Raw genomic sequence first — 23,030 nt, forward strand, 5'->3', positions numbered from 1 at the left:
CTCAGAAAGTACGCGAAATCGATGCGACCCAACGGCTGTCATCCGTGGAGCGTACATGCCCGCTGTCCTCGACCATGTACAATTCACGCGCCCGGGTCTTGGCGGTCACCCAATCAAGCCCCCAGTCGAAGCCCCACAAGTGATGGATCAGACCAATGTCGTAGTCAGCCGCGTTCGCTTCGGAGAAGTTGACGATTTGCTGATAACCCGCATGCAGCTTCAGCGTGGTGTTCATGCCGAGTGCGTATTTGTAATCCAAGTCGTAGAGCATGCTGCCACGGGAGTTCCGGTCGCCCTTGGCATAGCATTCCAAGCCCTTGGTGGGGTCATCACGAAACTGCAACTGCGCCCCACACACGCCCCCCGTGTTGGCGCCGCGGTAGGTTTTGGACAATACCCTGGCGATTCGACCGTCCAGCGCGCCGAAGCCGATTTCCAATACGGCGAATTCGCTGTTGAAGTTGGTCGTACGCTCATCGGTGGGAGTGAAGTTTTCGAAGTCGAATTTATTCGGCGTCTTGAGCTGCGCGCCGGGAAACATTTCAGCCGCCAGACCCACCCCGTAATGCCACGCCTCTGGGTCGCCGAAGCGATAACCACCCGCGAGCAGGACGTCAACTCCATCACCTTCAGGAAATTGCTTTTTGTTGACGGTGGTGAATTCGGCGAGAGCCACCAGCCCTGATTCATGGGCGACTTGAATGGTGACTCGGGCGCCAGGTCGGTTCAATGAATCCGACACGCCCCGGTTTCTGACATCGGAAACGGCTTTGGTCGTGATATCAACCGCATAGCTGGCCATCTCGTCGGCAAATGCCAAGGAGGGGCTGAAAACAGGCCACAGCAAAGCGGCCATCAAATAATGGGGTGTAGTTGCACGCATGAGGCTCTCCTACAAGAAAGGTCGGGTTTACAAAGCGCAAACCGGTGCAGGAGGCAGAGAGGCAACGCGTTCGAATCGCTCCGTTTTACCGAGGATCTCGGTGCCGACAAAAGCCCGGACATTGAGGTAACCCTCTTTGACCCGAACGACGCCTTTGTATTTTTTATGATCGCGGGGATCAAACACCCAGCCATCGCGCCACGCTTCCTGGTCGAAACGATCCAGTTGCATGATCTGTACGCCGCAATCGCTGGTGGTGGAGGCCACATCCTTAACCCAGACCACCTTTCCACAGAGCGCGCCGGGCTTATCGGCACAATCGTCTACCTTGACCACCGCATCCTTTTCCAAGGTCAACCACAGGCCCTTGGCCTCCTGTGGACCCGCCGCCGCATAACCGCTGGAAGAGCACACCAGTGCCAGTGAAAGAAAAAGTCGATGCCGTGCGTTCATAGTCGTCACCTGTATTTTTTGTTTTAAGAGACCGTCACACTAGCGACGCATCGGTTATGATAGTCATCGCTACACGATAGTTATAGCTACCATTAAGAACCTCAGCAACATTTTTTTTCATTTTGATAAGCTGATTCTTCAACCTTTTTTTTGCTAGGTACCTATGGCCAAGCCCAACACTGCCAGCGCCCGCGCCGCTACCGCCGGGAAAACCCAGGAACAGAAGAAACCGCCTGCGCAGCAGCGCGGCACCGAGACCTACGAGCGGATACTGGTCGCGACCGCGCAAACCCTGTGCGAGGTAGGGATCGAGCGCCTGTCCACCAACTTGGTATGCGAATGTGCAGGCCTTACCCCGCCGGCGTTGTACCGCTACTTTCCCAACAAATACGCGCTACTGACGGTGTTAGGCGAACGCCTGCTGGAAAAGCAGAACGGCCTGATTGACCACTGGATCACGCCGCAACTGTTGTCCGGCCCACCCGAGACCCTGGAATTGGTGCTCGCTGAACTGATTCTGGAGACCTATCGAGTGACCGAGGCAACCCTGGGCGGCATGTGGATCCTCAAGGGGCTTCGGGCGGTACCGGCACTGGAGCACGTGAGGATTGACTCCCACCGACAGGTTTCAGGTGCACAGGCGCAGATCCTGGCGGCGGTGTTTCCACAGGCGGATCCTCAGCAACTCGCTACCGCTGCGAGGGTGGCGGTGGAGATGATCCATGCAACGATCGAACTGCTGTTTGACGAATCCATGGACCCCAAGAGTGTCTGCGCCATGGTGGCGTCGATGATTGTCAGTCATCTGGATCGGCTGGCCCCTGCCCCGAAAACGTGAAGCGGGGTGCGAACATGGCCGGCCTGGACCCGTTGCGAGGCCGGTTCGCACCTACACCGGCAGCCAGGCGCCCTTTACCCTCTTTGCAGCGAGACCACGCGTCATCTCACTTATCGCTGAACTCATTGGGTCCTTCATGCGCCGTGTAGAAACTCCCCCGCTACCACTTGTTCGCAATTACGCCTATTACCATCAGGTGCTGGCCGGGGTGCAGCTACCCGCCGCGTTCATTGACCTGGATGCACTGACGGTCAACCTCCAGCGCCTGGGCAAACGCGCCGGGTGCCTGCCCGTGCGGCTGGTGACCAAATCCATACGCTCGGTGGATATGATTCGTACGATCATGGCCGCTGGGCCATTTATGCAGGGCCTGCTGTGCTACTCCGCCGCCGAGGCCGCCTGGCTGGCCGGCTTGGGGCTTGACGACATCGTCGTGGCTTACCCGACGGTCGATGAGCGCAGCCTGGTAAAAGTCGCCTGCCAATTGCGCCGAGGACGCTCGATTACCTTGATGGTCGATAACCGGGCCCAGGTGCAGGCGATCAACCAGATAGCCATGACAGAAGGTGTGGTCGTGCCGTTGGCGATCGACCTGGATATGTCATCGGCTTTTCCTGGGCTGTACTTTGGCGTACACCGTTCGCCGATCAATGACGTAGCCAGCGCACTTGGGCTGGCCGCCGATATCGCCTCCCATCAAGGTGTGGTGCTACAAGGCCTGATGGGCTATGAAGGGCAAATTGCCGGGCTGATGGACGCGGTGCCGGGCCAAGCCGTCAAGAACCGGATCATCCGTTTTCTCAAGCGACGCTCCATTGCCGAAGTCAATAAACGCCGTGAAGAAGTCTCGCAGGCATTGCGTAAGGCTGGGCACACCCTGCGGTTCGTGAACGGCGGCGGCACGGGCAGTTTTGAAAGCACCCGACTCGACCCTTCGGTTACCGAGTTGGCGGCAGGATCCGGCCTGTACGCACCGACCTTGTTCGACCACTACCAAGCCTTTGAACTGACGCCCGCCGCCGGTTTTGCCTTGCCGGTGACACGCACCCAGGCCCCCGGCGTGATGGTGTGCTCAGGCGGCGGTTACATCGCCTCCGGGCCGGCGGGCAAGGATCGATTGCCCCGGCCCTGGCTGCCCAGCAGCTGCCGCTTGATCGACAACGAAGCCGCCGGCGAAGTACAGACCCCACTGCTGCACACCCTGGTGCACGCGTTGAACATCGGTGACCCGGTACTGTTTCGTCACGCCAAGGCGGGCGAACTGTGTGAGCGTTTCGATGAACTGTTGGTAATCAGCAACGGGCGCGTGGTGGACCGTGTGCCGACTTATCGCGGCGAGGGCAAAAACTTCTCCTGACAGCCCACGCGTTCTCACCGCCCCTCTTCCTGCACTTTGCCCAAGGATACCGTCATGAATCAGCCTCTCAGCAACCTGCCCTCTTCGCTTGAGCCCGTGCCGTTACTCAATGAACTGTTCACGGCCCAACAAGCCGCCGTGCTTGCCCAGGGAGCCCCCACCTACGAGCAGCGTATCGCTGCCCTGGACGCCGTGTTGCGCCTGGTCAGCGATCACCACGACCAACTGCTGGAAGCGGTGTGTGCGGATTTCGGCAACCGTTCGTTCGCCGAGACCCAACTCAGTGAGCTGATGCCCATCGTCAACGGCATCAACCATATTCGCTCGCACCTCAAAGCCTGGATGCGCCCGAGTAAACGCAAAGTGGGCATGGCCTTCAAGCCCGCCACGGCACAGGTGATCTATCAACCCTTGGGCGTAGTCGGCATTCTGGCGCCATGGAATTACCCGCTGACACTGACCCTTTCACCGCTGGTGGAAGCGTTGGCGGCGGGCAATCGGGTGATGATCAAACCATCGGAACTGACGCCGCGTACCGCCCGGTTGCTGCAATACTTGCTGGCCCAAACCTTTCCAGCCGACCAGGTCAGCGTGGTCATCGGCGACGCGCAAGTGGCCAGCCGCTTCAGCGAACTGCCGTTTGATCACTTGTTGTTTACCGGCTCTACACAGGTCGGGCGCCTGGTCATGGCCGCTGCGGCACGCAACCTGACCCCGGTGACCTTGGAGTTGGGAGGCAAATCGCCGGTAGTACTCACTGCGGATTTTCCACTGAAGAAAGCCGCGCGGATGATCGCCATCGGCAAGCTATTCAACGCCGGTCAAACCTGCGTCGCCCCCGACTACGTGCTGGTGCCGCGCCATTTGGTCGAGCGCTTTGCCACCGAATGGGTGGCGGCGGCCAAGCAGCTGTATCCCACCATTGACGGCAATAAAGACTACACCTCGATTATCTCGCAGCGTCACTACGAACGCCTGTTGAATCTGGTCGATCAGGCCATCGTGGCCGGGGCCAAGGTGTGGCAGGACAAGGCGTTCGACCAGACCGCCGAGCGCAAAGTCCCCCCTACCTTGCTGACCGACGTGCCCTTAAACACCGACATCATGCGCGAGGAAATTTTTGGCCCACTGTTGCCCGTCGTCGCCTATGACACACTCGACGAGGCGCTCACCTTCATCAATGCGCGACCCAAGCCGTTGGCGCTGTATTGCTTCTCCAATGATCGAACCAGCATCGCGCATGTGGTGCAGCAAACCCGTTCAGGCGGTGTGACCATCAATGGCACGATGCTGCATGCCACCCAGGAAGACCTGCCCTTCGGCGGCGTTGGTGAAAGCGGCACAGGCGCCTATCACGGCTATGAAGGGTTCGTGCGCCTGTCCCATGCCCGGGGCGTATTCAAACTGAGCCCCTTCAACATGTCCGACAAGGTTGCGCCGCCTTACGGACGACTAACCCGCCTGGTCACCCGTCTAATGCTGGGCAAATAAACACGCAACGAGGAGCACAGCATGCTCGGCTCGACACGGCACACCGCCGATTTACCGGTCAACCTGCTGCGCAGTCTGGCAGAACTCATTGTGCAACTGGGCATCGACCCAAACCGGCTGTGCCTGGGCTTGGGTTTCAACATCTCAGACCTGGCCAACCCGCAAAGCCGGGTTTCGATTCGCCAGGCCTGTCTGATGATCAAGCGCGCCCTGGAGATGACCAAGGGCCGCGACAGAGGGCTGGGCCTGGACATGAGCGCGACCGAGTCCATCGCGTCGATGGGCCTGGTGGGTTACGCCATGTTGACCAGCGCCACCCTTGGCAGCGCCATTGCATTGGGCATCGACATGCAGAAGCAAACCGGCGCGTTGTTGAATTTCGAGAACCTTGAATCGCCAGGGCAAATCACGATCAAGGTCACCTGCCCATTTCATGAGCCCGATATTCTGACGTTTCTGGTTGAAGAAGCCTTCGGCGTGTTTCTGAATGTCGCGCGCACCTTAGCGGGCCCAGCGTTCAGCCCTTCGTCGATCGAGCTGAGTTACTCACGGCCCGCGTATGCCGACCAATATGAACACCTGTTCAGATGTCCGGTGCACTTTGATCGCAAGGATAATCTGTTTGTCTGCGCAAACCACTGGGCCAACACCCCCATCGGTACCCACGATGCGTTGAGCAATCGACAGGTCGTGGAATTGCTGGAAACGAGTGCGAATCGAGGCGGCGAAATTGAGTTTATCGAGTCCGTCGATCGCATTCTGCGTCGCGATCTGCGCACGCCGGTCAGCTTGTCAGCGGTCGCCTCGCAGCTGTGCATGAGCGAGCGAACCTTACGCCGCCGCCTGGCGCAGAACCAGATGTCCTATCAAGCCATTCTGGATGACTTGCGCAAGCAGCGTGCCCTGTCGCTGCTGGGCAATGTACGCATGACGCTGGATGAGGTTGCTTATGAGGTGGGCTTCAGCGACGCGCAGAACTTTCGCAAGGCGTTCAAACGCTGGACGGGGCACGGCCCGCGACAAACGCGCGCTTGACCCTCGCCGTCAGTCGCGCGGCTTTTGGCTGAAGGCTTCAAGTCGCAGACCATGCCAAGCGATCGCCAGCAGGCGTAAACGGCGTGGCCCATACAGCGCCTGAATGAAGCGCTCGAACAGCTTGAATTTGCGCGATGTGTAGGGGTACCAATTGGCTTCGATGTTGCTCCCGGCCTTGTCTATCAGTACGGCCTTGCTGCGGGTGAAGCCCAGCAACCCTTCCGGCCCACGCAGCTTACCGAAGCCACTTTTTTTGGTACCGCCAAACGGCAAACCGGGGTTGCCTTCGCTCATGTTGACGTTGTTGATCGAGACACCGCCCACCTCAAGTGCAGCAGCCACTCGCAGCGCGCGCTGTGTATCGGCGGTGAACACGCTGGCACACAGGCCGTAGTGGGTATCGTTAGCCAATTCAATGGCGTGTGCTTCGGAGGTGAAGGCCATGACGGGTAACACCGGCCCGAAGGTTTCTTCGTTCCAGACCCGCATAGCCGGCGTGACGCGATCCAGAATGATCGGCTGCACAGTCAGGGAGTCTGCGCTGGGTACGGCGCCAAATCGCAGGCGCGCACCGTTGTCCAGAGCATCCTGCACATGCTCGATAACCTTGTCGCGCTGAAAGCCAACGGTCATGCGCCCGACATCAGCCTCGCCGTTATCACCCACGCGCACGATGAGCTTTTTCGCCTCCTCGACTAGGCTATCGACGAAGCGATCCTGCACGCTTTGCTCTACCAGCAGCCGCTCCACGCCGCTACAGGATTGTCCTGCATTGGTAAATCCCCCCCACAGCGCCCCGGCCACCGAGCGCGCCATGGGGGCATCGGCAAACACGATCATCGGGTCTTTTCCGCCCAGCTCCAACTCCACAGGAATCAACTCGCGACTGGCCTGGGCCATGATCTTGCTGCCAGTGGGACCGCTGCCCGTGAAGAAAATTTTCGCCGGTTGCTGCTCGATCAGCGCCGAGCCCAGGCTGCCGGTGCCATACACCACCTGGACCAAGGTCTGGAGTATGGGAGAACACGCTAGGACGCGCTCGATCAACCCCTTGCAGGGGGCGTGTTCGGAGGGTTTATAAACCACCGCATTGCCCGTCACGATCGCCGCAGCAATACCGGTGATGGCGTTATGAAAGGGGTAATTCCAGGGACAGATGATCAGCACTACACCCAGGGGTTCATGCAGCAGCAACGACTGCTTGCCCAGCAATGTAATCGGCGTTTTGACCTTTCCAGGCTTCAGCAGCCGCTCGGCATTATTCTCCAGCCAGTTGAGCCAATCGAGGGTGCCGAGAATTTCCGCAACCAGTGCATCCGTTCGACATTTACCCACCTCCTGCATGACCCGCCCGATGATCATTGAACGATCGGCCAGGATCGTTTGTTTGAGCTTGGACAGCTCGGCCAGGCGCACTTGGGTAGACAGCTGTGAATGGGCGAGCAATGCAGTGCGGGCGTTTGCGAACGCTATCCGGGAAACCTCTGCCTCACACGGCAGCGCGTTGTCGTGCGGGCGGGCTTTCAACTCATTGGGGCTGTCCATTCATCGTTCCTCGGGATCATCGGCCAGTCTCCAAGGTAACTGGCTGCCGGGCCCTTAGGCAGGGGGGGAGACGGACGAAAACAGGTTAAAAACGGCTATCACGCTGCCGCCACTGCCGAAGGTTTTGCCCAGGCGGTGACTGGCGGGGCGAGGCAGCGGCCATGCATCCCGCCACGCCGGACGAACTGAAAAAGCCCTGTGCGCGAGTTTCGACAAACTCGGCAATTGCACCGATGTCAGGCCGTGCGTTACCGTCTTGGACTATACCTTCGATTTTCGCGGCTCGGTTGTTTCCAATGGCAACGCCCAGGTGGCGGAGGCCGGGTGCATAGCCAATGCCTGCCCCCATGGCGGTAGGCAATCGACGGCGCCAACCATTTCTGCCAGTCGAAGCCACCCGCTACGGTGACCTATGATAGTGCCGGTTTACAGCGTCTGAAGATCGGTTCGAACAAGACGCTGTTGGGGGTGGGTGCTCACGCCGGTATTCAGGCCATGGGGTTGTTCATCGATGGCGGCGCCTGCAATGTCATCGTGCTCAACCTGACCCTGTCGGATATCAACCCCCGTGTGGTCTGCGGCGGCAATGCGTTCACCCTGGAGGATGCAGATGACGTGTGGGTCGACCATGACACTTTCGCGCGTGTCGGCCGGCAGATGATCGTGACCGGTTGGGGCAGCGCGACCCATGTGACGATGTCCAACAGCGAGTTCGATGGCCGCACACCCACTCGGCGACCCGTGATGGTCACCATTACTGGGTATGGTTGTTTCTCGGCCATCACGACACCCTGACATTGGTTAGAAACTTCGTGCATGACACGTCGGGCCGCGCGCGCCCACTCCGGCGGAACGGGCAATTCCGAGGTTCGTGCGCAGTTGGTCAACAATGTGCTTGTACATCTGACGTACCAGAGGGCGATCATGCCGCTCACCGCCACCTCGCATCTGCTCGTCAAAGGCAATGACTTCGAGGACGTGTCGCACCCGCTGTGGCGATGACTATCGGCCCTAGGATGCTCCGACGCTGGACGCGTTCAAACAATACCGTCAATACCTCATTGCACCGCAGCTGCCCGAAATGACGCGAATTCAGGCTCCCCCGCGACGTCGGTGCGGGCCACGTAACCCCTGGGAGCAGCTGATGCGACTTCGCCTGCTGATCGTGTTTTGTATGCTTGCAGCCCTTGCAAACGCCGCCGGCTTCGGCTTCACCCCTACAGACTCCCGGACCGTCGTCGACACCGGTGCAAATCTGTTGTTCAGTGTGGACACGCAATGGCGATTTGATCTCCATGCGCTACCACGGCAACGAATTGCAGACGACCGAACCCAAAGCCTCGCAGATTGCTTCCGGCTTGGGCTGCCCACAGTTAGAAGTGCACACGGTAGGCGACGTGATTGTGGTCATTGCAAGTACGGTGGATTTGATCCACTACTACATGGCGAACAAAGGTCGCGCCGCCATTTACATGGCGACCTATGCCCCGACCTTGCTACCCGTGGGCGAGCTACGCTTTGTTGCGCGGTTCTACGTCAACAAGTTGCCAAAGGCCGACCGCGGCACCGACTCCAACGTCGGCACTGCAATCGAAGGCAAGGATGATTTTCTGCTGCCGGAGGGGCGCACTAGCTCCAAATTCTATTCGGCAGAACCGATGATCAATGACCCACTACACGGTGTTAAAGGCCCCGGTGTTGCGGTTTACATGCTAATGGGCAATCGCGAGCTCAGCTCTGGAGGTCCGTTTTTCAAAGACATTGCCACCCAGAACACGCCGATCACCAATGAGCTTTACAACTTCATGTTCTCCAATCACACCCAGACCGAGCCCTATCAGGTAAAACGGGCAAAGGCTTTCTAAGCCCCGGTTTTGTGTTCGATAGCGTGCAGTGGGTGCAGGAATAATCACTGGCACTCAGTAACCCCAACATCAACGAGCACTACGAGATGATGCAGCGCCTGGAGGTACGGAGCAGACGCTGTTGGGCTTGGGCTGCCAAGCAGAGGCCGTTCGCCGGTGTGACGCACTCTACACGCGCATCGTTGCGCACTCAGGCTTTAAGAAAGCGGCCGCTGGCAGCAACAAAGAACAGTGCGATCGCCACAAGCCCCAGCGCCTTTGGTAGGCTAATTGCGTGGGCGACGAAGCCGATAAAGGCCGGTCCCATGAGTACTCCTGCATAACCCAGGGTAGTCATTGCCGGCACCGCCGAGTTACCGGGCATGGAGGTTTGTTGCGTCACGCTGGTAAACAGGATCGGTACTATGTTCGCGCACCCAGCCCCGACCAGCCCGTAACCTATGAGCGCGACGATCCAGTGAGCACTGGCCAGCGATACCAAGATCCCCAAAGCCGCACATAGGCTGCCGATTACCAGCACTCTAGGCGCACCAAATCGCACGACTGTTGCATCGCCCATCAGGCGGGCTATGGTCATCGTTGTAGCAAACACCGCGTACCCCATCCCGCCGTAAGCGGTATCTATGCCGCGCAAGGAAACCAGAAACACCCCACTCCAATCCAGCATCGCCCCTTCGGTGAGGAAAATGATGAAGCACAGGATTCCCAGGAATAACACCTTGCCCCGAGGAATGGCAAAAAAGGGTCCTTCACTGTGACCACCGTAAGGCAGCAGATGCGGGACTGCCTTCCCAAGCACGATCAAGATGACCGTCACCACGCAAAAGATCGCCCATAGCGCGGGCATACCTATTCCGAGCAATGCGGTCATGCTGATCGCTCCACAAATGCCGCCAAAACTGTACAGTCCATGGAAGCTTGACATGATTGGCCGAGGGCTGGCGTTGTTGACCAGTACTGCCTGAATGTTCATCGAGCAATCAATGACTCCCAGTCCGACGCCGAATGCCATGATCGCCAGTGTTAACCCCAGGGTGCTGGAGAGATAAGCCAGAAACGGCAGCACGCAACAAATCAGCAATCCGCCAAAAAGAATCACCTTTCGACAACCGTGCCGCCCTACAAGATAACCGGCAACAGGCATGGCGCTGATCGATCCGACACCCAAGCAGAGTAATAACAACCCCAACGTCCCCTCATCAAGCCCGGCCCTGCCCTTGACCAAAGGCACCAGAGGAGCCCATGCAGAGACACAGAAGCCGACGATGAAAAATACAAGGCGGGTGGCGAGTTGTGCGTATTTGCCGGGGATAAGCTGATCAAGGGTACCGCTGGAGGACATGTCGAAGACCTGGGTAGAAAGATGAGCACAGTGGGTGGATGAAAACCTGGTTCATACCAGCATCGTTTGCTGCAATTGATAGCAATCACTCGCCCCGTTAGAGCGACAGACAGGCACTTGCAGGGAAACCGAGACAAACCGAAGAAAAGCATCGGGACTGGCAGCGAATGAGTGGCAAGAACTTTGCTTTATCAATCAATGTAATCCTTTTCATATTCTCTCGTACCAGAGGCCCCTCATGCACTCACTTTGTTCAATGGCCGGCATCCGTAAACTCCATTCCAGTGAAGCCCTGGTTAATGAATTTGGCAGCGAGATAACAGAAGTTGTGCGTCCTAGCCCCTATCAACCCCGCACGTTCATCGCACTTGAGCGCTTCAGCAATTCGGGCAAACCCTCATCAGTACGCGCTGTTTTGACGCATCTGGCCAAGCACTGGCTTCACTGAAATCCAGGTCAAACCCACAGGCTTGATGAGTGGTGCGGGATCACCGGATAGAACCCGCCCTCGGTCAGTGTTACCAGGCCGCACACTTTCAGATCGTCGACCACAACCGATCAATAAAAAACGCCCCTTCGGGTCGTCGTTGTCACTGACCACGTAGCCATACAGGTGGATACTCAGGTCTTGTACAGCTCGCAGTCTGCTACGACTCTGTTTTTGCGATAGATCTTCGCAAAGGCATCCACCACTTTGTCGAGGTTGGACGTATTAAGGCCAGCCAGGCAAATCCTCCCACTTCCCACCAGGTATACGCCTGACTCGTCGCGCAGCTGCGCCACCTGCTCGGTACTGAAACCGGTGTAGCTGAACATGCCTTGCTGACGAGTGAAAAAGTTGAAGTTCTGTAAGGGCAACAACTCCGCCAACCGACTCGCCAATTGCTCTCGCATTGCCACAATACGTAGGCGCATCGTCTCTACTTCAGTTATCCACGACTCCCGCAATAACGCATCCCCCAGGACCGCTGCGACAACCTGAGCGCCATATCGTGGTGGGCTTGAGTAATTCTGCCGGGCAGTGGCCTGCAGCTGCCCAAGCACTCGCTCAGCGATCTGCCCATCAGCACACACCACTGACAACCCGCCTACTCGCTCACCGTAGAGCGAAAATATTTTCGAAAATGAGTTGCTGACCAGGCAATGGATACCTGCCTGAGCCATGCAACGAATGGCGTAAGCATCTTGCTCCATTCCGCGACCAAAGCCTTGATAGGCCATATCAAGAAACGGGATCAGCTGCCGCTCCTTGACCAGCCGACTCACCACATCCCACTGGCTGTCGCTCAAATCAGCGCCCGTGGGGTTATGGCAGCATGGGTGCAATAACACGATGCTATGGGACGGCAGTGCCTCGAGGGCCTGTATCATCGCTGCAAAATCAACCGATCCGCTGCCGGCATCGAAGTAGGGATAGGTGTTTACCTTAATGCCCGCTCCGGCAAAAATTGCCCGATGATTCGGCCAGGTAGGATCACTGACCCATACTTGGGACTCGGGGTAGTAACGCTTGAGAAAGTCCGCGCCAACCTTCAATGCTCCGGAGCCACCCACGCTTTGAATCGTGGCAATACGCCCCAACAGACCGCCCTGCTCTTGCTCACCGAACAGCAGGGACTGTACTCCCGCCCTGTAGGCCTTATGCCCCTCCATAGGCAAATAGAGCGAAGCTTGAAGGCCTTCTTCAAACAGGGCTTTCTCAGCACGGCAAGCCGCGTCAGGCAACGGGATATGGCCCGCATCATCGTAGTAGAGGCCGATACTCAAGTTGACTTTATCGGCTCGGGGATCGCTGTTGAACGACTCCACCAAAGAAAGGATCGGGTCGCCCGCATAGGACTCAACATGCTCGAACATGTGGGTTTACTCCAATAAGTCAGGGAACGCTCAGGCCCGATTCGGACCCGCAGCCTTGATCGCGTCGCTCACTTCGAACTTCTTGAAGTTCTCGATGAACAGGCCGGCCAGTGCTTTGGCGGCTTCGTCGTAGGATGGCTTGTCAGCCCAGGTGTTGCGTGGGTTCAGCAGGCCAGTCTCAACGCCCGGTACGGCCAGTGGCACGTCGAGGTTGATGGTGTCCAGGTGCTCGGTCTCGGTACCGATCAGGGCGCCGCTCTGGATCGCTGCGATCACGGCACGGGTGGTCGGGATGTTGAAGCGCTTGCCGACGCCGTAGCCACCGCCGGTCCAGCCGGTGTTGACCAGGTAGACCTTGGAGCCGAAGCCGCGGATGCGCTTGATCAGCAGCTCAGCGTATTCGCCGGCCGGACGCGGGAAGAACGGTGCGCCGAAGCAGGTGGAGAAAGTCGACTTGATGCCGCTGCCCGAACCCATTTCGGTCGAACCGACCAGCGCGGTGTAACCGGACAGGAAGTGGTAGGCCGCTTGTTCTTCGTTGAGGATCGACACTGGCGGCAGCACGCCGGTCAGGTCGCAAGTCAGGAAGATCACAGCGTTCGGCTCGCCACCGAGGTTCTTCTCGGAACGCTTGGCAACGTGCTCCAGCGGGTAGGCGGCACGGCTGTTCTGGGTCAGGCTGACATCGGCGTAGTCGGCGTGCTTGGCGTCATCGATGACGACGTTTTCCAGGACTGCGCCGTGCTTGATGGCTTTCCAGATAACCGGTTCGTTCTTCTCGGACAGGTCGATGCACTTGGCATAGCAACCGCCTTCGATGTTGAACACCACGCCTTCGCCCCAACCGTGCTCGTCGTCACCGATCAGGTAACGGCTTTCGTCGGCGGACAGAGTGGTTTTACCAGTGCCGGACAGACCGAAGAACAGGGTCACGTCGCCCTCTTCACCGATGTTGGCAGCGCAGTGCATTGGCAGCACGTCAGCAGCCGGCAGCAGGAAGTTCTGCACCGAGAACATGGCTTTCTTCATTTCACCGGCGTAACGCATGCCGGCGATCAGCACTTTCTTCTGTGCGAAGTTGAGGATCACGCAGCCGTCGGAGTTGGTGCCGTCACGCTCTGGCACGCACTCGAAGTTGGCAACGTTAAGCACCTGCCACTCGTCACGACCCGCCGGGTTGTACTGAGCCGGGTTGATGAACAGGCAACGGCCGAACAGGTTCTGCCAGGCAGTCTGGGTGGTCATCTTCACGGCCAGGTAGTGCTCGGAAGCAGCACCTACGTGCACGTGGGAAACGAAATGCTCTTGCGCGTTGTTGAATGCCTCAACGCGAGCCCACAGGGCGTCGAACTTGTCGGCCGGGAACTTGCGGTTGATCGGGCCCCAGGCGATGGCGGCCTGGGTGCTTGGCTCTTCAACGATGAAACGATCGACTGGCGAACGGCCGGTACGGTGACCGGTACGAACAACCAGTGCGCCGGTATCGGCAAGCTCGCCTTCACCGCGGTTGAGGGCTTCTTTAACCAGATCATCAACACTCAGATCGGTGTACACGCCGTTATTGGATCTTGTCACAACGTTCTCCATCTGCCTGCGGGATGCTGCAGTGCAAACTTCTGCGCGGCACAGGCGATATCAGAAATGCACCCAAGCTCACTTGAGCAGCGGGCAAATAAAAAAGTGGCGCAAGCGCCACTTTTCTGTATACGTTTACATTCCGAAGATGACTTTAAAACACCAGCGTCAGTAGCTGCTTACTGACAGCTTCTTCAATACTCAAAGCCGCAAGCCAGGAAGTCTTAGGGTTATCCGGCAAAGGGTTGTTCGCCAAACGGATCGACAACTCGCCAAAGGCCCCTTTGGCTTGAACTTCATGGACATTTTTGTCCACGCCAGGATCTGCGACGAGTTCAACTTGAGTGTTATCAAACCCTACACCGGACAATGCTACTGCTGCGGTCACATTGGCGTTTTTTGGAAAACGGATCGATGCCTGTGCGGCAGTACCGCGAAAAATGGTCGTTGGCACTGTGATCGCAGACAGATCGAAATCGTCCTCTGCCGGCGACCCAGCCCAAGCACGCGGTGGCTTACGACCAACGTATACAACTTCATCTAGCCCAGCCGAACGGGCAGAACGCAAAGCATCAAGACCACCAATGGCACCTGAGACAAGAATCAAACGCGCATTGCCACTCTGAGCCGCCTGCTCAAGGCTCTCACTCAGGGCTTTATCTGCCAGCGCCCCGATCGAAGCGATGACGACATCGATACCAGCTTTCAAAAACTCCGGAACGCAATGAACCACAGCAGAATGCCCTGCGCATTCAATCACCAGGTCTGGCTTCCAATCGATCAATCCCTGCAACTCAGTGAACAGCTCCAAGCGATGCTCTTGGATATAGGCGTCAGCATGAGAAGCATGGTCAATAGCCGCGAATGATGCGCCAGTCAGATGCTCAGTTTGCAACGCATTAAGTACGCGCTTGCCAATAGCACCTAAGCCAATGATGCCGACACGGGTAATTTTACGACTGCTCATGCGAGTGACTCCCAGAATTGTTTTAGTACAGCGGTATAAGCATCCACACGAGTAACAGGGGCGAAATGGCCGCCGCTCAACTCAATCAGCTCTGCCCCGGGAATGAGGCTAGCCAACTCCTGCGAATGGTGAAATGGAATGACGTAATCATCCTCAGCCCCGATTACCCTGGTGGGTACAGCGAGGTGAGTTAACTCATCTCGACGCGTGTAACTGAGCAACATATCCATCCGAGCCTGCGTCATTTCGACATCAACGACGCTTGGTTCGTCAAAATCCAGCGCGCCCGGTTCTGCAAAGTGCTGGCCGTACCACCAAGAGGGATAGGCCACCAGTCGTGTAAGAGCCGTATAAGCGGTACCGCCCAGATGCGCTAGCAAGTATTTACGGTAGGCAAAAAAGTCTTGGAAGCGTTTATCAGGACGGGCCCAGCCACTGCTCAGGACGATGCTGCTTACTCGCTCCGGGTGCTCTAATGCAAAGGTCTGCGTAACCAAAGAGCCCGTCGAATGACCGACCAGATGCGCCCGCTCGATACCCTTTTCATCTAGTATCTTCAGTAGCGCTGCCGCAATACCCGGTATTGTCGGGAGCCCTTCAATGCCGCTTTGACCTACACCGGGATGATCGAAAGTTATCACTCGGTAGTCTTCGCTAAGCCGGTCCGCGACAGGCTGCCAAAAAGAGGACAACCCGCCGAGGCCCGAAATCAGCACCACCGGATGACCCTGCCCTTTCTCCAAGGCGTAGATCTTTTTAGACATGACGTTCTCAGTTCTTGGTGTAAGCAAAGATGCCGGAGGCTTCGATCTGTTCGATGTTGGCCGGACGCTCAAACGGTTCTGGAGCTGGTTCGCCATGTTGACGCGGACGGCCGACATCGCGGAAGAAGGTTTCCAGACCACTCGGATTCATGAACCAGACCCAGTGCAAGTCGACGTCGCCATCATTGAGGAAGGTATGGGAGTTGTGCTCCCCGAGGAACAAGGTCACACCTGGCTCAAGTTTGTAATCTTTGCCATCGACCACAGCCGAGCCTGTGCCCGATACGAAGTGCAGCACTTCTTCATTTGCCGAGTGGGCGTGCTCGCGGACGCGACCACCTGGTGGCAGCATTTGGGTGCCCACAGAAAAATTGCGGTTCATCTTGAACAGTTGCGGGGATACCACTACCGACACATAGCCATTGGCAGGCTTTGGCTGCCAGTAGCTGACTTCGGTTTCCCGGGTGACGTAGACCAAAGTGCCTTTGGATTCGGCGTCGGTGCCTGGAATGTTTTTGGGATCTGTCATTGTTATCTCCTTCGATTTTTCCAAGCCGGATACGGTTAGGTTCGGCTAAAAGTAAACGTTTACATTTGTACGCATCAATTTTGTAAAAATCCTGTTTAGCGACGATCCAGGAATTCGGCTTGCTAAACCAGGATCGAAATTGGGAACTGAACGAGAAAACTGCCGTCCCTTTCGCCTGATTCTGAGATCCAATACCCACTCAAATGACAAGTGAATGAATGTACGATTATTTGTAATCGTTTACCTAGCGATCCGCAAGAGGTTTTTCAGCCACTGGTCAGATTCATTCCCAAACGCGTCGACGCTCAGCAGCCCTCTCCCCGTTTATAGGCCGAGAGGCGTTATTTATGGCGTAGAACCGTCACCAGGCCACTGATCGCAATTAATAGAATCCCCACTACCGCTACCGAAGAAGGCCAAGTTCCAAACATCAGTACGCCGAGCAAGCCTGAAAAAACAATCTGCGTGTAGCTGAACGGAGCTAAAAAAACCGGACTCTCCAGCCGATATGCAGACGCCAATAGCCAATGGGCTCCAGTACCTGCAAGTCCCAGGAAGATCAGCCACAACCACTGGTCACCCTTAGGGGCCGTCCAGAAAAAAGGCAACAACAAGGTAGCCAATAGAAACGCAAATACGCCTAACCAAAGAGTCGAAGTGGACGCGGAATCGGTCCGAGACGTTACCCGAGTCAGTAGTTGGTAAATGCTGAAAAAGAACGCTGCACCACAGGGCAACAACGCTGCTGGCGTGAGTAACCCTCCCCCTGGTCGGACGATCAGCATCACGCCAAGAAGTCCCAGCGCCACTGCTCCCCACTGCAAGCGTGAAACAGTTTCACCAAACACCATTCGACTCAAGACCAATACAAACAGTGGCGCCAGAAAATTCAGGGCGGTGGCTTCTGCCAGCGGAATGTACTGAAGACCGGTAATAAAACAACCGCTGAGCACCAGCAGGCATACAGCCCTCAAAAAATGCATGCCCAAACAACGCGATCGCAACACCGCTCGTCCCGCCTGGGTCCAACCTGACGGGGACATAACAAGTAAATGCACGAGATAGCGTGTCCAGATCAGTATGACGATTGGCAACTCCGCAATCAGGTGTCGTGCCAGCGCATCGTGAAAAGCCAGAAAAAACGCTGCGCCACAAACCATCAAAGAGGCATGAAGGCGCGTTAAGGGCGCTGAGGCTGCGTACTCATTCATTAACGTGGTTGATCCCTGTTTACAAATGCGCCGCTAAAAACTCAAGGGTTCTCGCTTTCGCCAGCAACGCGTCTCGCCTCGAGTAGCTGGCTCGAAAAGGACAATTGAAGCCATGCTGAGCACCGCTATAGACGTAGACCTGCGCATCACCAGCAGAGTGAACCATCGGCATAATTCGCCCCACTTCCTCAACGGGTATCAAATGATCCAGCTCAGCGAAATGAAATAAAAATGGGAACTCGAGTTTCTTCAACTGTTCAGCGTGCGCTGCTATTCCACTGCCGTAATAGCTCACGCCCGCTGCCAACCTGGGGTTCCCGGCCAATGAAAAAGCAAGGCGTCCGCCCATGCAAAAGCCCATCACTGCGACTTTTCCATTGACGATGGGACTGTCCACGAGAAAATCCACGGCCAGACTCAGATCCGATCCCGTCAGGGCGTAATCAAGCGCTTGATAATGCTCATACGCAATTTCTGTATGAGGCCCGCTGTAATCCAGATCCAGCTTGGTTTTTTGCCGCCAAAACACATCGGGCGCCAGCACCACAAAGCCCTCGGCTGCGTATTGATCTGCAAGCGCACGAATGTGTGCATTCACTCCCCAGATTTCCTGCAAGATCATCAAACCCGGCCCTTCTCCCTTGGGTGGAAGCGACAAATAGCCGGAGAAAAGTTTGGATCCCTCTTGCTTGATCGTGACCCACTGCCCCATTTGATGACCTCCAGACAAAAAAAACCCGCCGGTGTGAGAGCGGGTGAGGAAGAGCAACAACTACAACTACAACTACAAGAAAAAATCCCGCTGCGCATCAGCGGGCAAATGAATGAGACAAAACCCTAACGAGGGGATACTGCAATGCAGAAGTCGGGCGACCAACCTCACTTCTGCGCGTCACAAACGGGCGCCGGGTGTAAGGCCCGAGAATTCCGCTTTTGCCGTGAACCAACTTCTGCCACCTCTCCACGAAAGAAGCATTCGCTGGAACAACTCAAATGTAATCGTTTACATTGAGGGCGTCAACACCAGAATCAAAAAAATCCCATGCGGTGACGAAACGTCATTGAAGCCGTGGAATACCAACAAAATCGGTAATGTAATCGTTTTCTCTGCCGATATGCCCAATAGTGACTCCTATTTGAGGTGGTGCCATGTTCGTATCTCGCTTTTCCATAAAAACAAGAATCATCCTGGCCACTGGCCTTTGCCTGCTCGGGGTAATTTTGGGGCTCGTCAGCTTTTCGATTCACCACATTCGCCAGACATCAGCCTTGGTCAATGAATCCGGCACCAGCTCGCTCAAGCAAAGCGCGATGCTTTACCTTGATACCGCGGCACGCCAACAGGCGACGGTGATTCAACAGCGTTTTCTCACCGCAGAGATGTTTACCCGTACTCTAGCCAGCCAAGTGATGCTCTTGCGCGAACAGGCAAAACTACGTGGCACACCAGCACAGGTGGTTCGCGAGGATCTGTTTAAACTCATGCGAATTCAGACCGCCGCCACACCTGAGGTTCTGGGGGTGGCCATCGCATTCGAGAAAAATGCACTGGATGGCTCGGACCTGTCGTCAATCGATGCACCCGAGCATAGGGGCAACGAAGCGGGTCGCTTTGCAGCATACGCATCGCTTAAAGAAGACTTCACCATCGCCGAGAAAGATCTCCAGGATGATGGTGATCCGACCAAGGCCTGGTATACCTGCCCCATCAAAACCCGCGCAACGTGCGTCATTGAACCGTATAGCTATGTGCTGAGCGGTGTACCGACACTCATGTCCAGCATTGCCCTCCCCTTGCTTGAGAATGGCAAGGTGATCGGGGTAATCAGTATCGATTTGACGCTGGAAAGTCTGCAGAAAATGGCCCAGGAGGCCAGTTCAGCACTCTACGACGGTCAGGCAGAAATCAGTTACATAAGCGAAAAAGGCATCGTGGCCGGTCGCACTGCTTCAAAGGAGGCTCTGGGCAAACCACTGAAAGAGGTAGATCCCGCTCAGGCGCAGTCACTTCAAAACGCACAGAACCCGGGTCAATTCCAAAAAACCTCGTCCAGTAATGGCAAGCTGTTGATCACCGCCCCCTTCTCTACGGTAGAAGGTGCTGGTCAATGGCATGTTCTGATCGACGTCCCCGAAACCATCCTGATGGCTCCGGCTAACGCTCTTCAACAAACACTCGAAAGCTTCAATGCCGAAGGCATCATTAAACAGGTGGCGGTGGGCACCGCAGTCGCACTCGCGGGTCTTTTACTGATGTGGTTGCTGGCATCCAGCATCAGTAAACCTATCCATCGAGTTGCCGCGATGCTGGAAAACATTGCCAATGGAGAAGGTGATCTGACCCGCAGACTGGTGTTCGAACGACGAGACGAAATGGGCGAACTGGTGGGTTGGTTCAACCGTTTTCTGGACAAACTGCAACCTATCATTGCCCAAGTCAGTCAGGCTGCCGAAGATACGCGACTCACTGCCAATCAGGCGTCCACCGTAGCCAGTCAAACCAGCAGCGGCATGCAACAACAGCTCCTGGAGGTGGATCAGGTCGCAACGGCTGCTCAAGAGATGAGCGCTACCTCACAAGAGGTCGCACGCAATGCGTCCATGGCCGCAAATGCTGCTCGCAATGGAGACAACGCGACACAGTCATGCCAGCAGATCATAGAAACCACCACCGGTTCGATTCAGTTGCTCGCTCTGCACATGAGTCAGGCAATGAATGACGTCCACCGTCTTGCGGACAACAGCGAGAAAATCGGCAGTGTTCTGGATGTCATTCGATCCATCGCTGAACAGACCAACCTACTGGCATTAAATGCGGCTATCGAAGCAGCGAGAGCGGGAGAAAGTGGGCGTGGTTTTGCGGTGGTCGCTGACGAAGTCCGGCACCTTGCGAAACGCACACAGGATTCGGTCAGTGAAATTCACGGGGTCATCGACAATCTTCAAAGCGGTACACGAGGTGTTGTCACTGCAATGCAAGCTCATCATCAGCAGGCAGATGCGAGCGCCCAGCAGGCTCAGCAAGCGGTCGTAGCGCTACAACTCGTCAATAAGAGCATCGAAATCATCACAGATATGAATCTGCAAATCGCCAGTGCAGCCGAAGAGCAAAGCGCAGTTTCGGAAGAGGTGAACCGGAATGTGTCAGCGATCAGGGACGTGACGGAGCTGTTGGCGCAACAAGCTCAAGAGTCTGCCAGTGTCAGCCAGGCTCTCAACGACCTGGCTAACCAACAACAGCAATTGATGAGTAACTTCAAGGTTTGATGAGCATGCAGTGCGCAGCCCTTGGCTGCGCACGACTCAAGTCAAGTCATGCAAATCTTTACCCAAAGGTGCGCCTACATGGAACTGCGAAAACTCTACCTGCAATCCTTCGCGCTGCGGCGTACAACACATCGGCCCCACCCAGTAACTGTCATGCACTGGGAATGGACACAGCCTTAGTAGGGGCCAAGTATGACCATCTTGCGAATACTGGACTCTTAAAACGCCAGCCTGCACCGTCATTCTTATCCAAAACTCCGGTACCGAGTGATCAAACCGCCCCACGGACCAATCAGACTTGCCCAAGGTCAGCACGCAACCTATCTGCAGCGCGCCATCGCTGACTTCAGCACCGGCTTTGCACCAATGCTGCGAGTCGACCCTGAGCATCAGACCTGCCTGGTCATAAAGCGTCGAGAAATCTCCCTTGACGCGAACTTGAGCTGTGAAATCCCCTGACGTTTTGAACCCAAAAAAATGACCACTATCGCGAATGAACCCATATTGAGTTTCACGCCAGAAATCGGTTTGTGCATCCGAGTTTACGTGCAACTCCCCATTCGCGGCCAACCGCCAATGTTGGGGTGCGTTATGCCAACGACATTGATCGAGCATGGTGTTGCCTCTCCTTACTTCGCAGACGAACCATCAAGCTTGATGCCGAAGAGGTAAATCAACGCTGCCGCAAAAGCCAGCACCGCACTGATGCTCAAGGCAAAAGCAAACGAGCCAGTCTGGTCCACTAATATGCCGGTGATAATGGGCGCGGCAGAGCCACCCAGATAGCCACCGAACGTCAGCAAACTCCCCATGGTCGCCACCAACCGGGTATCAACCATCACGCCCACCAATGCCCAGGTTCCGACGTTAGCGAAGTAAATGCAAAACATCGACACTGAAATCGCTATCAGGGCACCCGTCGTCGTGGGCAAGTAAGCAGCAAATAAGGTTGCCACGCCGGCGCCAATCAACCCCGCGCAGATTGGCAGCTTGCGGCTGGCAGAAATTGAAAAGCCTCGCCGGACAAGCCAATCCACTAATGTTCCGCAACTCAACTGCCCCAGCGTACCCAATGCATAAGGAATTGCAGCCAGCCAACCGGTTAACGCAAGACTCACGTGACGCTCATGCTGAAGGTATGCCGGCAGCCACGACATATACAGCCAGATCATGTAGATGACCCCGGCCGAGCCAAAGACCATTGCCCAAGTATTGCGCTGGCGAAACAGTCCACCCCATTCGCGAAGCGATAGCTTCGAGTGCAGGGAAACAGCGTCGCCATGCAAGGATCCGAGTTTGCTGTCGAAATCCTCGCGATTGCGATAGAAGGTAAGCCATGCAATGCCTAATGCTATTCCGATCCCACCCAGGACCATGAACATCCAGCGCCAACCCAAGCTCAACATCAGAAATGTCAGCAACGGTGGCGCTAACGCAGGTGCGATGGTGCCGGCTATCAAAAACAGACTGGTCGGTCCACCACGCTTTTCAGCACTAAACCATTCACTAACCGCTTTGGCGCTCGCCGGGTAATGCGGAGACTCACCAGCCCCCAGCAGAGCCCGTCCAATAAACAGGTGAGAGAAGCTATTGGCCAGCCCACAAAACACCTGAGCACTGGACCAGACAATTAATCCCCAACCCAACACCAGCCGAGCCCCCAATCGATCCAGAATGATGCCGATGGGCAGCTGAGAAAAGGCATAGACCAATGAAAATGCAGACATTAAAACGCCCATCCCGGCGGCGCTTATGTGTAGTTCTTCGCTGATCATCGAATTGGCAATAGACAATGCGCTGCGGTCGAGATTGTTGACCAGTCCTGCCAGAATCAACATCGACATCGTGGTGATCTGCATGGTGCGCAGCGAGGGATTGACGTTTGTCTGGTTAGTAAGATCGCGACTGATCGTCATAGAAACATCCTGTTCAGAGCGCAAATGCCACCAGGCGCCTGACTGAAATCAGGAAAGTTGATGGCTGCAGTTTAGAGGAAACGGATAACTGAAGAAGTAAAGGCGGGAGTTCAAAACGCCCGGCGACTTATCGCC

The 23,030-nt window shown here is 56.3% G+C and carries 18 protein-coding genes and 3 pseudogenes; 8 read left to right on the top strand and 13 right to left on the bottom strand.

The window, feature by feature from the left end; translation table 11 throughout:
- Position 1: 1 nt before the first annotated feature.
- Together CFE47_RS11865 and CFE47_RS11870 are read right to left on the bottom strand one after the other, a co-directional pair.
- Positions 2–883: a TorF family putative porin gene (locus CFE47_RS11865; RefSeq protein WP_286837217.1), complete on the bottom strand. Its 882-nt coding sequence runs from the start codon at positions 881–883 to the stop codon at positions 2–4.
- Positions 884–910: 27 nt separating this feature from the next.
- On the bottom strand, positions 911–1,336 hold the full coding sequence (locus tag CFE47_RS11870) for a DUF2147 domain-containing protein (protein ID WP_286837219.1): 426 nt from the start codon (positions 1,334–1,336) through the stop codon (positions 911–913).
- Positions 1,337–1,499: 163 nt separating this feature from the next.
- Here CFE47_RS11870 and CFE47_RS11875 point away from each other — a divergent pair, with 163 nt between their 5' ends.
- The 4 genes from CFE47_RS11875 to CFE47_RS11890 all read left to right on the top strand — a co-directional run bounded on the left by CFE47_RS11875 (position 1,500) and on the right by CFE47_RS11890 (position 6,057).
- On the top strand, positions 1,500–2,174 hold the full coding sequence (locus CFE47_RS11875) for a TetR/AcrR family transcriptional regulator (protein ID WP_286837221.1): 675 nt from the start codon (positions 1,500–1,502) through the stop codon (positions 2,172–2,174).
- Positions 2,175–2,310: 136 nt separating this feature from the next.
- Positions 2,311–3,531, top strand: coding sequence for an amino acid deaminase/aldolase (locus CFE47_RS11880; RefSeq protein ID WP_286837223.1), 1,221 nt, complete (start codon positions 2,311–2,313; stop codon positions 3,529–3,531).
- Between the two features lie 54 nt (positions 3,532–3,585).
- The gene (locus CFE47_RS11885) at positions 3,586–5,022 is read left to right on the top strand and encodes a coniferyl aldehyde dehydrogenase (RefSeq protein ID WP_286837225.1); all 1,437 of its coding nucleotides are present in this window, start codon (positions 3,586–3,588) and stop codon (positions 5,020–5,022) included.
- A 21-nt stretch (positions 5,023–5,043) separates the two neighbouring features.
- A complete protein-coding gene (locus CFE47_RS11890; RefSeq protein WP_286837227.1) occupies positions 5,044–6,057 on the top strand; it encodes an AraC family transcriptional regulator in 1,014 nt (337 codons plus the stop codon).
- A 9-nt stretch (positions 6,058–6,066) separates the two neighbouring features.
- Here the strand turns inward: CFE47_RS11890 and CFE47_RS11895 are convergent, their stop codons facing one another.
- The gene (locus CFE47_RS11895) at positions 6,067–7,602 is read right to left on the bottom strand and encodes an aldehyde dehydrogenase family protein (protein WP_286837229.1); all 1,536 of its coding nucleotides are present in this window, start codon (positions 7,600–7,602) and stop codon (positions 6,067–6,069) included.
- A gap of 39 nt (positions 7,603–7,641) precedes the next feature.
- On the opposite strand from CFE47_RS11895, the pseudogene CFE47_RS11900 reads away from it, so the two are divergent.
- Together CFE47_RS11900 and CFE47_RS11905 are read left to right on the top strand one after the other, a co-directional pair.
- Positions 7,642–8,747: pseudogene (locus tag CFE47_RS11900) on the top strand (pectate lyase family protein).
- Positions 8,748–8,897: 150 nt separating this feature from the next.
- Entirely contained in the window at positions 8,898–9,467 is a 570-nt protein-coding gene (locus CFE47_RS11905) for a rhamnogalacturonan lyase B N-terminal domain-containing protein (RefSeq protein ID WP_286837231.1), read from the top strand.
- Between the two features lie 190 nt (positions 9,468–9,657).
- Here CFE47_RS11905 and CFE47_RS11910 read toward each other — a convergent pair whose 3' ends face one another.
- The 8 genes from CFE47_RS11910 to CFE47_RS11945 all read right to left on the bottom strand — a co-directional run bounded on the left by CFE47_RS11910 (position 9,658) and on the right by CFE47_RS11945 (position 18,424).
- Positions 9,658–10,809 carry an MFS transporter gene (locus CFE47_RS11910; RefSeq protein ID WP_223508316.1) on the bottom strand — a complete coding sequence of 384 codons (1,152 nt, stop codon included), beginning with the start codon at positions 10,807–10,809 and terminating at the stop codon, positions 9,658–9,660.
- 621 nt (positions 10,810–11,430) lie between these two features.
- Positions 11,431–12,666 carry an amino acid aminotransferase gene (locus CFE47_RS11915; RefSeq protein WP_286837233.1) on the bottom strand — a complete coding sequence of 412 codons (1,236 nt, stop codon included), beginning with the start codon at positions 12,664–12,666 and terminating at the stop codon, positions 11,431–11,433.
- A gap of 30 nt (positions 12,667–12,696) precedes the next feature.
- Positions 12,697–14,295 (bottom strand): phosphoenolpyruvate carboxykinase, encoded by a 1,599-nt coding sequence (locus CFE47_RS11920; protein ID WP_223508422.1) that lies wholly within the window; start codon positions 14,293–14,295, stop codon positions 12,697–12,699.
- A gap of 100 nt (positions 14,296–14,395) precedes the next feature.
- Positions 14,396–15,208, bottom strand: coding sequence for an aspartate dehydrogenase (locus CFE47_RS11925; RefSeq protein ID WP_223508314.1), 813 nt, complete (start codon positions 15,206–15,208; stop codon positions 14,396–14,398).
- Positions 15,205–15,972, bottom strand: a complete 768-nt coding sequence (locus tag CFE47_RS11930; protein ID WP_223508313.1) for an alpha/beta fold hydrolase — start codon at positions 15,970–15,972, stop codon at positions 15,205–15,207. The genes CFE47_RS11925 and CFE47_RS11930 overlap by 4 nt, the downstream gene beginning before the upstream one ends.
- 7 nt (positions 15,973–15,979) lie before the next feature.
- Entirely contained in the window at positions 15,980–16,501 is a 522-nt protein-coding gene (locus CFE47_RS11935; RefSeq protein ID WP_223508312.1) for a cupin domain-containing protein, read from the bottom strand.
- Positions 16,502–16,842: 341 nt separating this feature from the next.
- Complete coding sequence (locus CFE47_RS11940; RefSeq protein WP_223508311.1) at positions 16,843–17,712, bottom strand: DMT family transporter; 870 nt, start codon at positions 17,710–17,712, stop codon at positions 16,843–16,845.
- Between the two features lie 19 nt (positions 17,713–17,731).
- Positions 17,732–18,424, bottom strand: coding sequence for a dienelactone hydrolase family protein (locus tag CFE47_RS11945; RefSeq protein WP_223508310.1), 693 nt, complete (start codon positions 18,422–18,424; stop codon positions 17,732–17,734).
- Between the two features lie 770 nt (positions 18,425–19,194).
- On the opposite strand from CFE47_RS11945, the pseudogene CFE47_RS31780 reads away from it, so the two are divergent.
- Positions 19,195–20,121, top strand: a pseudogene (locus CFE47_RS31780) (PDC sensor domain-containing protein); the annotation flags it as partial.
- Positions 20,122–20,466: 345 nt separating this feature from the next.
- Positions 20,467–20,979 (top strand): annotated as a pseudogene (locus CFE47_RS31785) (methyl-accepting chemotaxis protein); the annotation flags it as partial.
- A 36-nt stretch (positions 20,980–21,015) separates the two neighbouring features.
- Here CFE47_RS31785 and CFE47_RS11955 read toward each other — a convergent pair.
- Both CFE47_RS11955 and CFE47_RS11960 read right to left on the bottom strand, forming a co-directional pair.
- Positions 21,016–21,594, bottom strand: a complete 579-nt coding sequence (locus CFE47_RS11955) for a DUF1349 domain-containing protein (protein WP_286837242.1) — start codon at positions 21,592–21,594, stop codon at positions 21,016–21,018.
- Between the two features lie 14 nt (positions 21,595–21,608).
- Complete coding sequence (locus CFE47_RS11960; protein ID WP_223508307.1) at positions 21,609–22,895, bottom strand: MFS transporter; 1,287 nt, start codon at positions 22,893–22,895, stop codon at positions 21,609–21,611.
- Positions 22,896–23,030 lie beyond the last annotated feature (135 nt).

It is taken from the genome of Pseudomonas sp. PGPPP1, assembly GCF_002255865.1.
Taxonomy (GTDB): Bacteria; Pseudomonadota; Gammaproteobacteria; order Pseudomonadales; family Pseudomonadaceae; genus Aquipseudomonas; species Aquipseudomonas cremoris.